Origin of the sequence: Kitasatospora sp. NPDC096204 (assembly GCF_044763205.1) — a bacterium.
Lineage (GTDB): Bacteria > Actinomycetota > Actinomycetes > Streptomycetales > Streptomycetaceae > Kitasatospora.
Genome location: NZ_JBIWFT010000072.1, coordinates 1 through 15,018, shown reverse-complemented (window position 1 = coordinate 15,018; position 15,018 = coordinate 1). Strand labels below are relative to the sequence as shown.

Below are 15,018 nucleotides of genomic sequence, written 5' to 3'. Positions count from 1 at the left end.
GCTTCCACGACGGTGTCCGGGCGCTGGAGGCCGCGGGCGTCACCCGTTTCGTGGAGCTGGGCCCCGACGCGGTGCTGACCGGGCTGGCCCGCGAGTGCCTGGACTCCGAGGAGGCCGTGCTCGCCGCCGCCACCCGGCGCGAGCGCCCCGAGCCGGACACCCTGCTCACCGCGCTGGCCCAACTGCACATCGCCGGCTGCTCGCCCGACTGGGGCACCCTGTTCCCGGGGGCCGCCCGGGTCGACCTGCCCACCACCGCCTTCCAGCGCAGCCGCTTCTGGGTCGATCTCCCGGCCTCGGTCGGTGACGTCGCCTCCGTCGGCCTGGACTCCACCGAGCACCCGCTGCTCGGCGCGGCCACCATGCTGGCGGACTCGGACGGCGCGGTGCTCACCGGGCGGCTCTCGGTGCGCACCCACCCGTGGCTGGCGGACCACGTGGTCGGCGACCGGGTCGTGGTGCCCGGCACCGCCATGGTCGAACTGGCCATCAGGGCCGGCGACCAGGTCGGCTGCGGCCACCTGGAGGAGCTCACCCTTGAGGTGCCGCTGGTCCTGCCCGAGCAGGACGGCATCCGGGTGCAGGTCACCGTCGGCACCCCCGACGCCGCCGGCAGCCGTACGGTGAGCGTCTACTCGCGCGCCGAGAGCGCGGTCGCCGAAGTCCCGTGGACCCTGCACGCCTCCGGCCTGCTCGGCCAGGCGCCCGCGCGCACGGGTGAACGCCTCACCGAGTGGCCGCCGGCCGGTGCCGAGATGCTGGAGACCGCCGGCCTCTACGAGCGGCACGCCGCCTCAGGCCTGCACTACGGCCCGACCTTCCAGGCCCTGCACGCCGCCTGGCAGCGCGGTGACGAGTTGTTCGCCGAGGTCCGCCTGGCCGATCGCCCGGCCGCCGACGCGGGCCGGTTCGGCCTGCACCCGGCCGCCTTCGACGCCGCACTGCACGCGCTCGCCCTGCTCGGTGACGGCTCCGACGACGAGACCGCCCGCCTGCCCTTCATGTTCTCCGGCGTCTCGCTGCACGCGGTCGGCGCCTCGGTGCTGCGGGTGCGGCTGCTCGCCACCGGAGCGCACTCCTTCGCCGTCGACCTGGCCGACGCCACCGGCGCCCCGGTCGCCTCGGTGACCTCGCTGGCCTCCCGCCCGCTGACCAACCTGCGCCGGCAGCAGGGCCCTTCGAGCGACGCGCTGTTCCGGCTCGGCTGGAGCCCGATCCAACTGGCCGAGACGGCAGACGAGGCCGACTACCGCCTCCTGCACAGCGTGGCGGGCAACGACGCCGAGGCCGTCCGGGCGGCCGTCCACGTGGCGCTGGCCGCGGCACAGGACGAGGACCCACGGCCGCTGATCGTGGTCACCCGCGGCGCGCTCTCGCTCGCCGGGGAGGAGGTGGCCGACCTGGCGGGCGCCGCGGTGTGGGGCCTGCTGCGCTCGGCGCAGTCGGAGAACCCCGACCGTTTCGTGCTGCTGGACCTCGATGCGGACGCCGACGCCGAGGCGCTCGCCGCCTCCGTACTGGCCAGTGGTGAGCCGCAGGTGGCGATCCGCGCCGGCGCGGCCCGCGCCGCCCGGCTGACCGCCGCCGAGCTCACCGCCGAGGCCGCGCCGGAGCTCGACCCCGAGGGCACCGTCCTGCTGACCGGCGCGACCGGGGGCCTCGGCCCGGTGCTCGCCCGGCACCTGGTCACCGCCCTCGGCGCGCGCCACCTGCTGCTGCTCAGCCGGCGCGGCGGCGCGGACGAGCTGACCGCCGAACTCACCGGGCTCGGCGCGCAGGTCACCGTCCGGGCCTGCGACGTGGCCGACCGTGCCGCGCTCGCCGAGGTGCTGGCCGAGATCCCGGCCGAGCATCCGCTCACCGCCGTGGTGCACGCCGCCGGGCTGCTCGACGACGGCGTGGTCGCCTCGCTGACCCCCGAGCGGATCGACGCCGTGCTGCGGCCCAAGGTGGACGGCGCGCTCAACCTGCACGAGCTCACCGCGGACGCGCCGCTGCACGCCTTCGTGCTGTTCTCCTCGGTCGCCGGGCTGGTGGGCGCACCGGGTCAGGGCAACTACGCGGCCGCCAACTCCTTCCTGGACGCGCTGGCCGCCCGGCGCCACGCGCTCGGCCTGCCCGCCCTCTCGCTGGCCTGGGGGCCCTGGGCCCCGGTCGGCGGCATGACCAGCTCCCTGGAGGAGGCCGACCGGGCGAGGATCTCGCGCGGTGGCATGACCGAGCTGTCCGCCGAGGACGGCGTGGCGCTCTTCGACCTGGCCCGGGCCACCGGGCTGGCGGCCCTGGCCCCGGTGCGGCTGAACCTGGCGGCGCTGCGCCGCCAGGGCGCCGCGCTCGCCCCGGTGTTCCGCTCCCTGGTGGGCCGTACGGTGCGCCGCGAGGCGGTGGCGGTCGAGGGTTCGGAGTTCTCCTTCGCCGACCGGATGGCCGAACTCGGCGAGCAGGAGCGCGCGGACGCGCTGCTCCAGCTGGTCCGGGGCCAGGTCGCGGCCGTGCTCGGGCACGCCTCCGCGGAGGCGATCGACCCGGGCCGGGCCTTCCAGGACCTCGGCTTCGACTCGCTGGCCGCCGTCGAACTGCGCAACACCCTGACCGCCGAGACCGGCCACCGGCTGCCCGCCACGCTGGTCTTCGACTACCCGTCACCCGAGGCACTGGCCGGCTACCTGGTCACCCGGTTCAGCGGCGTCAAGTCCGGCCCGCGCAAGGCCGCCCGGGCGAGCGCCGCCCGTACCGACGAGCCGATCGCGATCGTCGGCATGGCCTGCCGCTACCCGGGCGGGGTGACCTCGCCGCAGGAGCTGTGGGACCTGGTGATCGGCGAGAGCGACGCGATCAGCGCCTTCCCGGACAACCGGGGCTGGGACATCGACCGGATCTACGACCCGACCCGCGAGCGCCCCGACACCAGCTACGTCCGCGAGGGTGGGTTCCTGCACGAGGCCGGCGCGTTCGACGCCGGGTTCTTCGGGATCTCGCCGCGTGAGGCGCTGTTGATGGATCCGCAGCAGCGGTTGCTGCTGGAGAGTTCCTGGGAGGCGTTGGAGGGTGCGGGGATCGATCCGGTCTCGCTGAAGGGCAGCCGCACCGGTGTGTTCGCCGGGGTGATGTACCACGACTACTTCGGTGCGTTCGGCAGTGGCAGCATCGTGTCGGGTCGGGTGGCTTACACCCTCGGTCTGGAGGGGCCGACGCTGTCGATCGACACGGCGTGCTCCTCCTCGCTGGTGGCGCTGCACCTGGCGGCGCAGTCGCTGCGCGGCGGCGAGTCCACCCTCGCCCTGGTCGGCGGCGTCGCGGTGATGTCGACCCCGGACCCGTTCGTGGAGTTCAGCCGCCAGGGTGCGCTCGCCCCCGACGCGCAGTGCCGCCCGTTCGCCACCGGCGCCGGCGGCACGGTCTGGGGTGAGGGCGTCGGTGTCCTGGTCCTGGAGCGCCTGTCGGACGCCCGCCGCAACGGGCACCAGGTGCTGGCCGTGGTCCGCGGCACCGCCGTCAACCAGGACGGTGCCTCCAACGGGCTGACCGCGCCCAACGGGCCCTCCCAGCAGCGGGTGATCGAGCAGGCCCTGGCCAACGCAGGGCTGTCGGCGAGCGACGTCGACGTGGTCGAGGCGCACGGCACCGGTACCACGCTGGGCGACCCGATCGAGGCGCAGGCCCTGCTGGCCACCTACGGTCAGGAGCACTCGGCGGACCGGCCGCTCTGGCTGGGCTCGATCAAGTCGAACATCGGTCACACCCAGGCGGCGGCCGGTGTGGCCGGCGTGATCAAGATGGTCCAGGCGATGCGCCACGGCGTGCTGCCCAAGACCCTGCACGTGGACGAGCCCTCCACCCACGTGGACTGGTCGGCCGGCGAGGTCCGGCTGCTGACCGAGGCCCGGGCCTGGCCCGAGGTCGAGCGGCCGCGCCGGGCCGGGATCTCCTCCTTCGGGATCAGCGGCACCAACGCCCACACCATCATCGAGGCCGTCACCGAGCAGGTCGCCGAGCAGCCGGAGACGAGCGCGGCGCCGACCGCGGCCCCGTGGTTGCTCTCCGCGAAGTCCCGGGCGGCGCTGCCCGCCCAGGCCGAACGGCTGCTGGCCTTCGTGGACGCCAACCCGCAGCTCGCGCCCGCGGACCTGGCCCACGCACTGGCCACCACCCGTGCCCACTTCGAGCACCGCGCGGCCATCGCCGGCGCGGACCGCGCCGAGCTGCGCGACTCGCTGGCCGCGTTGGCCACCGGGCGCACCGCTCCCGGGCTGGTCGAGGGTACCGCCACCGGCTCCCGCCCGGTCTTCGTCTTCCCGGGCCAGGGCTCCCAGTGGCAGGGCATGGCCACCGAGCTGCTGGCCTCCTCGCCGGTGTTCGCGGCCGCGATGGCCGAGTGCGCCGCCGCCTGTGCGCCGTTCACCGACTGGGACCTGCTGGCCGAGCTGAACGGCCCGCTGGACCGGGTGGACATCGTCCAGCCGCTGCTCTGGGCCGTCATGGTCTCGCTGGCGCGGACCTGGACCTCGTACGGGGTGCGCCCCGTCGCGGTGATCGGGCACTCCCAGGGCGAGATCGCGGCGGCCGTGGTGGCCGGTGCGCTGTCGCTGGAGGACGGCGCCCGGATCGTCACCCTGCGCAGCCAGGCCATCGCCCAGGACCTGTCCGGCGGGGGCGGCATGATGTCGGTCGCGCTGCCCGTCGACCAGGTGGAGGAACGACTGGCGGCCTTCGACGGCCGGCTCTCCGTCGCCGCGCGCAACGGGTCGGGATCGGTCGTGGTCGCCGGCTTCGTGGACGCCCTGGACCTCCTGCAGGCCCAGCTCAAGGACGAGGGCATACGGGTCAAGCGGCTGCCGGTGGACTACGCCTCGCACTCCGCGCAGGTCGAGGCGATCCGGACCAGGTTGCTGGAGACCCTGGCGGACGTCTCGCCGCTTCCCGCCGAGGTGCCGTTCTACTCGACCGTCACCGGCGGGCTCGTCGACACCACCGAGCTGAACGCCGAATACTGGTACACCAACCTGCGTCAGACCGTGCTCTTCGAGCAGGCCGCCGGGGCCGCGGTCGGCAAGGGCCATGGCGTGTTCATCGAGTGCAGCCCGCACCCGGTGCTCACCGTAGGCCTCCAGGAGACCTTCGACGGCGTGCGGGCGCTGGGCTCGCTGCGCCGCGAGGAGGGCGGCCCGGCCCGGTTCGCCGCCGCGCTCGGCGAGGCCTTCGCGCACGGTGTCGCGGTCGACTGGCGACAGGTCTTCGAGGGTCTGCGCCCGCGCCGCGTCGAGCTGCCGACCTATGCCTTCCAGCACGAGCAGTACTGGTTGGACAGCGTCTCCGGCAACGCCGACGTCACCTCGGCCGGTCTCACCCGGACCGACCATCCGATCCTGAGTGCGGCGATGACCCGTGCCGACACCGACGGCACCGTCCTCACCGGCCGCCTCTCGCTCGGCACCCACCCGTGGCTGGCCGACCACGTGGTCGGCGGGGAGCTGCTGTTCCCCGGCACCGGCTACCTGGAGCTGGCCCTCCAGGCCGCCGATCAGGTGGGCCTGGGCCGGGTCGCCGACCTCACCCTCCACGCCCCGCTGGTCTTCCCCGAGCACGGTGCGGTGCAGCTGCAGGTCGTGGTCGGCGCGGTGGAGGAGTCCAGCCGCCCGGTCGGCATCTACTCCCGCCCCGAGAGCGAGGCCGACGACGAGCCCTGGATCCGGCACGCCGACGGTGTGCTCGCCCCGGGCGGCGCGCCCGCCGAGCCGGAGCTCACCCTCTGGCCGCCCACCGGCGCCGAGCCGATCGATCTCGACGGGGTGTACGAACAGCTCGCCGAGGCCGGACTCGCCTACGGGCCCGCCTTCCAGGGCCTGCGCGCCGCCTGGCGCCTGGGTCAGGAGGTCTACGCCGAGGTGGCCTTCGCCCAGCAGGTGGACGGGTACGGCCTGCACCCGGCCCTGGCGGACGCCGCCCTGCACACGGTCGGCCTGACCGGTGTCGCCGAGGACGAGGCGCTGCTGCCGTTCGCCTGGTCCGAGGTGCGCCTGCACGCGACCGGCGCCAGGGAACTGCGGGTCCGGGTCAAGCCCTTGGGCCAGAGCGGCGCGGTGGAGCTGACGCTCGCCGACGCCGACGGCGCGCCGGTGGCGAGCGTCGGCTCGCTCGCCCTGCGCCCGATCCCGGCCGAACAGCTCGCCGCCGCCGCCAAGTCGGCGCGGGCGGGCGCGCTCTACCAGGTGGAGTGGATCACCGCGCCGACCCCGGCCGTCGACCCCGCCCACGACCCGGTGGTGCTGCGCAGCCCGGCGGGTACCAGCGCAGACGAGGTACGGGCAGCCGTGCACACCGTCCTCGACCAGCTGCGCGAGCAACTGGCGGGCGAGGCCACCGTGCTGGTGGCCACCGGCGCCGACCTGGCCGGTGCGGCGGTGGCCGGACTCGTCCGCTCGGCGCAGTCGGAGAACCCCGAGCGGATCGTCCTGGTCGAGCTCGACCAGGACCCGGCCTCCGAAGCGCTGCTGCCCACCGCCTTGGCCGTGGGCGAGCCGCACGTGGCGATCCGGGACGGCGCCATCCGGCTGCCCCGGCTGGTCCGGGCCGAACCGGCCGCCGACCAGGAACGGTTGGAGCTCGACCCCGCGGGCACCGTGCTGCTGACCGGCGCGAGCGGCGCACTGGGCACCCTGATCGCCCGACAGCTGGTCACCGAGTGGGGGGTGCGGCACCTGCTGCTGCTCAGCCGCCGCGGCGCGGCCCCCGAGCTCGTCACCGAGCTCACCGAACTCGGCGCCGAGGTCACCACCGCCGCCTGCGACGTGGCGGACCGCGCGGCGCTGGCCGAGGCGGTGGCGAAGGTCCCGGCGGAGCATCCGCTGACCGCGGTGGTGCACGCGGCCGGGGTGCTCGCCGACGGCGTGCTCTCCTCGCTCACGCCCGAGCGGCTGGATGCCGTGCTGCGCCCCAAGGTGGACGCGGCCTGGTACCTGCACGAGCTGACCGCCGGTCTCGACCTCAAGGCGTTCGTCCTGTTCTCCTCGGCCGCCGCCACCCTCGGCTCGCCCGGGCAGGCCAACTACGCCGCGGCCAACGCCTTCCTGGACGCGCTGGCCGGCCACCGCCGGCGGCTCGGCCTGCCGGGCCAGTCGCTGGCCTGGGGCCTGTGGGCGCAGGCCAGCGGGATGACCGGCACGCTGGACGACACCGACCTGTCCCGGATCTCCCGGGGCGGCGTGGCGGCCCTGGCCACCGATGAGGGCTTGGCGCTCTTCGACGAGGCGCTGCACTCCCGGCACCCCGCCGTGCTGCCGATGAAGCTGGAACCGGCCGGACTGCGGGCCCAAGGCGACGTCATGTCACCGCTCTTCCGCGCCCTGGTGCGCTCCCGGCGCCAGGCCGTCTCCGGTCAGCCGGCCGCCGGCGCCGACTCGCTGAGCGGCCGGCTGGCTGCCCTCGCCGAGGCCGAACGCAAGCCCTTCCTGGTGGAGTTGGTGCGCAGCCAAGCCGCCTCGGTGCTCGGGCACCGCTCGGCTGAGGCGGTCGAAGCGCACAAGGCCTTCCGTGAGCTGGGCTTCGACTCGCTGGCCGCGGTCGAGCTGCGCAACGGCCTGGCGGCGGCCACCGCGCTGCGCCTGCCGGCCACCTTGGTGTTCGACTACCCCAACCCCCTCGAACTGGCCGGCTACCTGCTCGACCAGCTGGTCGGCACCCTGGCGGCCGTGCCGGTGCAGGCCGCACCCGCCCGCTCGGAGGAGCCGATCGCGATCATCGGGATGAGCTGCCGCTACCCCGGCGGCGTGAACTCGCCCGAGGATCTGTGGAAGCTGGTCGTCGGCGAGGTGGACGCCATCGGCGAGTTCCCCACCGACCGAGGCTGGGACCTGGAGTCGCTCTACGACCCGACCCTGGACCGCCCCGGCACCAGCTACGCCAAGCACGGCGCGTTCCTGTACGACGCGGGCGACTTCGACGCCGACTTCTTCGGCATGGATCCGGAGGAGGCGCTGGTCACCGACCCGCAGCAGCGGGTCCTGCTGGAGACCGCCTGGGAGGCGCTGGAGCGGGCCGCCATCGACCCGGTCTCGCTGCGCGGCAGCGCGACCGGGGTGTTCGCCGGCGTGATGTACCACGACTACTTCGAGAGCTACGGCTCCGGCAGTGTGGTCTCGGGCCGGGTCGCCTACACGCTAGGCCTGGAGGGGCCGACGCTGACGGTGGACACCGCCTGCTCCTCCTCGCTGGTCGCGTTGCACCTCGCGGTGCAGTCGCTGCGCCAGGGTGACTGCACCCTGGCACTGGCCGGCGGGGTGACGGTGATGGCCACCCCGGGGACCTTCGTCGAGTTCAGCCGGCAGCGCGGCCTGTCGCGCGACGGGCGCTGCCGCCCGTTCGCGGACGCCGCCAACGGCACCGGCTTCGGCGAGGGCGCGGGCGTCCTGCTGCTGGAGCGGCTCTCGGATGCCCGCCGCAACGGCCACCAGGTGCTGGCCGTGGTGCGCGGCACCGCGATGAACCAGGACGGTGCTTCCAACGGCATCACCGCCCCCAACGGTCCCGCCCAGCAGCGGGTGATCCGCCGCGCGCTGGCGGCGGCGGGCGTGCCCGGCGGCGAGGTCGACCTGGTCGAGGCGCACGGCACCGGCACCACGCTGGGCGACCCGATCGAGGCGCAGGCCCTGATCGCGACCTACGGCAGCGAGCACACCGAGGAGCGCCCGCTCTGGCTCGGCTCGATCAAGTCGAACATCGGACACACCCAGGCCGCGGCCGGTGTGGCCGGCGTGATCAAGATGGTGCAGGCGATCCGCCACGGGGTGCTGCCCAAGACCCTGCACGTGGACGAGCCGTCCCGGCACGTCGACTGGACGGACAGCCACGTCCGGCTGCTCACCGAGTCGTTGGCATGGCCCGAGTACGACCACCCGCGCCGGGCCGGGATCTCCTCGTTCGGGATCAGCGGCACCAACGCGCACGTGGTGATCGAGGCCGCGCCCAGCGCTCCCGGTGAGGAGGCTGCCGTGCTGGTGGAGCAGCAGCCACAGGCTCCGCTGCTGCTCTCGGGCCACAGCCCGCAGGCGCTGCGCGCGCAGGCCGAGCGGCTGCTGAGCCACCTGGGCGAGCGGGCCGAGCTCGATCCGCGCCAGGTCGCGGCGGCGCTGGCGAGTGCCCGCGGCCACCACGCCCACCGGGCGGCGGTGAGCGGCGGTGACTGGGACGAGCTCCTGCGCGGCCTGCGGTCGTTGACCGAGGGCCATGCCTCGCCGAGCGTGGCGCTCGGCACCGCGACAGCGGGTCGCACCGCGTTCCTCTTCTCCGGCCAGGGCTCGCAACTGGTCGGCATGGGCGAGGAGTTGATCGACACGTTCCCGGCCTTCGCGGCCGCCTTCGAGGAGGTGTGCGAGCGGCTGGACCCGCTACTCGACCGGCCGCTGCGCGAGGCGCTGTCCTCGGCCGAGCTGCTGGACCGCACCGAGTACACCCAGCCCGCCCTGTTCGCGCTCGAAGTCGCGCTCTTCAGGCTGCTGGAGTCCTGGGGCATCCGCCCCGACCTGCTGGCCGGGCACTCCATCGGCGAGTTCGCCGCTGCCCACGTGGCCGGGGTCTGGTCGCTGGCGGACGCCGCCCGACTGGTCGCCGCGCGCGGCCGGCTGATGCAGGCGCTGCCCGCCGGCGGCGCGATGGTGGCGATCAAGGCCACCGAGGCCGAGATCGAGCCGCTGCTGACCGAGCGGGTGAGCATCGCGGCGGTCAACGGGCCGAGCTCCGTGGTGATCTCGGGCGAGGCGACGGCGGTGCGCGCGATCGCCGAGCGGTTCGAGCGGACCAGGGAGCTGGCGGTCAGCCACGCCTTCCACTCGCCGCTGATGGAGCCGATGCTCGCCGAGTTCCGCGAGGTCGCCGCCGGGCTGGAGTACCACCCGCCGCGGATCGCCGTCGTCTCCACCCTGACCGGCGCGCAGGCTGCCGCGCAGGAGCTGTGTTCACCGGAGTACTGGGTGCGCCACGTGCGCGAGGCGGTGCGCTTCGCGGACGGCGTGCGGGCGCTGGAGGAGGCCGGTGCGTGCCGGTTCGTCGAGATCGGTCCAGGCGGGGTGCTGACCGCGCTGGCCGCCGAGAACCTGGCCGAGGGTCCGAGCGGTGACGCCGCGCTGATCCCGCTGCTGCGCAAGGACCGGCAGGAGTCGGCGGCGGTGCTCACCGCCCTGGGCGCCTTCCACGTTCACGGCGGCGCGGTGGACTGGGCGCGGCTGCTGCCGGCCGGTGCCGCGGTCGAGTTGCCGACGTACGCCTTCCAGCGCCGCCGGTACTGGATGGCGAGCGAGCCGGCGGGCTACCGGGCGACGGTGGACCACCCGCTGCTGGGCAGCGCCGTGGACCTCGCGGGAGGCGAGGGCACGCTGTTCACCGGACGGCTCTCGTTGCAGAGCCATCCCTGGCTGGCCGATCACGCGGTCGGTGGGGTGGTGCTGCTGCCCGGCACGGCGTTCGTCGAGATGGCGCTGGCGGCCGGCGCGGACCTCGGGGCCGGCGCGGTCGAGGAGCTGACCATCGCCGAACCCCTGCTGCTGCCCGAGCAGGGCACGGTCCGGCTGCAGTGCACCGTGCGTCCGGCCGATGCCGGGACCTGGACGTTCCAGGTGTACTCCCGCACGGCGGACGAGCCGGGGGCACCTCCCGGCCGCCAGGCCGGGGGACCGTGGACCTTGCACGCCACCGGGTTGCTGCGGGCCGCTTCGGCCCCGGCGCCCGGTACGTCGCAGGCCTGGCCGCCGGTCGGCGCCGAGGCGCTCGACCTGGAGGGGACCTATGAGCGCCTGGCCGAGCTCGGCGCCGAGTACGGCCCGCTGTTCCAGGGGCTGCGGGCCGCCTGGCGGCTGGCTGACGAGGTCTTCGCCGAGGTCGAACTCCCGTTGGAGACCGATCGGTTCGGCATTCATCCGGCACTGTTCGACGCCTCGCTGCACGCCATCGGACTGCGGGCGGGTGCGGCGCGCCGGATGAGCCTGCCGTTCGCCTGGAGCGGGGTCGAGCTGTACGCCGTGGGCGCGCGGGCGCTGCGGGTGCGGATCAGCCCGGTCGGCTCGGACGCGGTGCGGATCGAGCTCGCCGACGGGGCCGGTGCCCCGGTGGCCCGGGTGGAGTCGCTGGTGCTGCGCGAGGTCGCGGTGGACCGGCTGGCCACGGCCGGCGGCAACGACTCGCTCTTCGCCCTGGAGTGGACCGGGCTCACCGGCGGCCCAGTGCCCTCGGGCGGACACTGGGCGGTGCTCGGTACGCACCGGCGGCGGCTGCTGGACGCCTTGGCGGCGCAGGTCGCCACGGTCAGTACGGTCGCCGACCTCGACGAGCTCGCGGCGCTGGCCGACCCGGTGGACGTCCTGGTGCTGCCCTGGGCGGGCGGTGACGATCCGCGGGCGGTCCACGAGGGCCTGGCCGCGCTGCTCGGCCGCCTGCAGTCCTGGCTGGCCGACGATCGGTTCGCGCGGGCGACCGTGGTCGTGGCGACCAGTGGCGCGGTCTCGCCGACCGGTGAGGACGTCACCGACCTGGCCGCTGCGGCGGCCTGGGGGCTGATCCGCACGGCGCAGTCGGAGAATCCCGACCGGATCGTGCTGATCGACCTGGACGACCACGACGCCGACGACGAGGCCGACCCGGGTTGGCACCTGCTGCCGGCCGCCGTCGCCTGCGGCGAGGCGCAGATCGCGGTGCGTTCGGGCGTGCTCAACGTGCCGCGGCTCACCAGGGCGGCGAAGGCCGTACCGGACACCCCCGTCGAGTGGAGCGGCCGGGTGCTGCTCACCGGCGGCACCGGGGCACTGGGCCGCCTGGTGGCCCGTCACCTGGTCACCGAGCACCGGGTGTCGAGCCTGCTGCTGCTCAGCCGGCGCGGCGAGGCGGCGCCCGGCGCCGCCGAGCTGCACGCCGAACTCGCCGGCCTGGGCGCCGAAGTGACCATCCTGGCCTGCGACCTGGCCGACCGGGAGGAGCTGGCCGCAGTGCTGGCGCGCTACCCGGTCTCCGCGGTGGTGCACTCCGCGGGCGTGCTGGACGACGGGACGCTCGCCTCGCTGACGCCCGAGCGGTTGTCCGCCGTGCTGCGACCCAAGGTGGACGCGGCCTGGCACCTGCACGAGCTGACCAAGGACCGACAGCTGTCGGCGTTCGTCCTGTTCTCCTCGGCGGCCGGTCTGCTCGGCAGCCCCGGGCAGGCGAGTTACGCCGCCGCCAACGCGTTCCTCGACGGCCTGGCCCTGCACCGCAGGGCGGTCGGCCTGCCGGCCACCTCGCTGGCCTGGGGCGCGTGGTCGGGCAACGGCGGCATGGCCGACCGGCTCAGCGAGGCCGACAGCCGCCGGATGGCCCAGTCGGGGGTGGGCGGCCTCAGCGAGGAGGCCGGCCTGGCCCTGTTCGACGCCGCGGTCGGCCGGGCGGAAGCCGTCCTGATGCCCGCACGGCTCGACCTGGCCGCCCTGGCCCAGGGCAACCGGGTCCCGCCGCTGCTGAGTCGGCTGGTGCGCTCCTCGTCCGCGCGGCGGGTGGCGCAGGCGGCCTCCACGGCCTCGGCCGCGCTGCGGCGCAGCCTGGCCGGGCTGGTCGGCCAGGAGCGGATCGCGTTCCTGCTCGAACTGGTCGGCACCCAGGCGGCCGGGGTGCTCGGGGTCACCGAGGTGGCACTGGACCGGGCATTCAGCGAACTCGGCTTCGACTCGCTGACGGCGGTGGAGTTCCGCAACCAGCTCAACGAGGCCACCGGGCTGCGGCTCTCGGCCACGCTGATCTTCGACTACCCGAACCCGATGGTGCTGGCCCGGCACCTGGAAGCCGAACTGGCCCCGGCCGAGGGCTCGGCCGGCGAAGTGCAGGAGACTGCGGTGCGCCAGGCGCTGGGCGCGATCCCGCTGGCCCGGCTGCGCGACGCCGGCCTGCTGGACAGCCTGCTCGAACTGGCCGGACTCAAGGCCGAGTCCGCCGCCGAGTCGAAGGGCGACGACGGCGAGAGCGGCGAGTCGATCGACACGATGGACATCGAGAGCCTGATGAACCTGGCCCTTGACGACTTCGGTGGACAGGAGGAGCTGTGACAGGGGGTACTCCGGTGGCGAAGAGCGGGAGCAAGGAGCAGCCGCAGAACCCGGGCACCAGGATGGTCGACGCCCTGCGGGCCTCGCTGAAGGAGACCGAACGGCTGCGGGAGCAGAACCGCAAGCTGACCGCGGCCCTGCGCGAGCCGATCGCGATCGTGGGCATGGCCTGCCGCTACCCGGGCGGGGTGACCTCGCCGCAGCAGCTCTGGGAGCTGGTGACCGAGGGCGGGGACGGCATCACGCCGTTCCCCACCGACCGGGGGTGGGACGCCGACCTCTACGATCCGCGGCCGGGTCTGGAGGGCAGGTCCTACGTCCGCGAGGGTGGGTTCCTGCACGAGGCCGGCGCGTTCGACGCCGGGTTCTTCGGGATCTCGCCGCGTGAGGCGCTGTTGATGGATCCACAGCAGCGGTTGCTGCTGGAGAGTTCCTGGGAGGCGTTGGAGGGTGCGGGGATCGATCCGGTCTCGTTGAAGGGCAGCCGCACCGGTGTGTTCGCCGGGGTGATGTACCACGACTACTTCGGTGCGTTCGGCAGTGGCAGCATCGTGTCGGGTCGGGTGGCTTACACCCTCGGTCTGGAGGGGCCGACGCTGTCGATCGACACGGCGTGCTCCTCCTCGCTGGTGGCGCTGCACCTGGCGGCGCAGTCGCTGCGCGGCGGCGAGTCCACCCTCGCGTTGGCCGGCGGTGTGACGGTGATGGCCTCGCCCGGCACCTTCGTGGAGTTCAGCCGCCAGCGCGGGCTCTCCCCGGACGGCCGCTGCAGGGCGTTCGCGGAGGGCGCGGACGGCACCGGCTTCGCCGAGGGCGTCGGTGTCCTGGTCCTGGAGCGGCTCTCGGACGCCGAGCGCAACGGGCACCGGGTGCTGGCCGTCATCCGTGGCTCCGCGGTGAACCAGGACGGTGCCTCCAACGGGCTGACCGCGCCCAACGGGCCCTCCCAGCAGCGGGTGATCCGTCACGCGCTGGCCGCTGCCCGGCTGTCGGCCGCCGATGTCGACGTGGTCGAGGCGCACGGTACCGGTACCACGCTGGGCGACCCGATCGAGGCGCAGGCGCTGCTGGCCACCTACGGTCAGGACCGTGGTGAGGACCGACCGCTCTGGTTGGGGTCGGTCAAGTCGAACATCGGTCACACCCAGGCGGCGGCCGGTGTGGCCGGGGTGATCAAGATGGTGCAGGCGATGCGCCACGGTGTGCTGCCCAAGACCCTGCACGTGGACGAGCCCTCTAGCAAGGTGGACTGGTCGGCGGGCGAGGTCCGGTTGCTGACCGAGGCCCGGGCCTGGCCCGAGGTCGAGCGGCCGCGCCGGGCCGGGATCTCCTCCTTCGGGATCAGCGGCACCAACGCCCACGTCATCCTCGAACAGGCCCCGGCCGCGGCCGAGCAGCCCGAACCCGACCCGGCACCGCCGATGGCCCTGTGGCCGCTCTCCGCCCGCACTCCGCAGGCACTGTCGGCCCAGGGCGAGCGGCTGCGCGCCTTCGCCGCCGACCATCCTGAGCTGGAGGCAGGCGCGGTGGCCAGGTCGCTCGGCACCGAACGCGCCGTCTTCGAGCACCGGGCCGCCGTCCTCGGCCCGGACCGCGACCGACTCCTCGACGGGCTGGCGCTGTTGGGCGCCTCGGACGACTCGCCGGCGGTGCTGCGCGGCCGGGCCCGCACAGGGGCCAAGACCGCCTTCCTGTTCACCGGGCAGGGCGCCCAGCGGCTCGGGATGGGCGCGGAACTGCGGGCCCACTACCCGGTGTTCGCCGCGGCCTTCGACGAGCTGAACGAACGACTCGGGGTCGGCACCGCCGAGGTCCTCCTCGGCACCGACCCCGACCGGGTCGATCGGACCCTGTACGCGCAGACCGGTCTCTTCGCTTTCGAGGTGGCGCTGTTCCGGTTGTTGGAGTCCTGGGGTGTGGTGCCGGACTTCCTGGCGGGGCATTCGATCGGTGAGGTGGCGGC

Annotated in this window: 2 protein-coding genes; both read left to right on the top strand. The window is 74.5% G+C overall.

What is annotated here, in order from left to right:
• Window positions 1-13,055: SDR family NAD(P)-dependent oxidoreductase (locus tag ACIQ87_RS39530; protein WP_402417017.1), on the top strand; the 13,055-nt coding region annotated here is incomplete at its 5' end.
• On the top strand, window positions 13,052-15,018 hold a 1,967-nt coding region (locus tag ACIQ87_RS39525; protein ID WP_402417015.1), incomplete at its 3' end, for a type I polyketide synthase. The genes ACIQ87_RS39530 and ACIQ87_RS39525, both read left to right, overlap by 4 nt.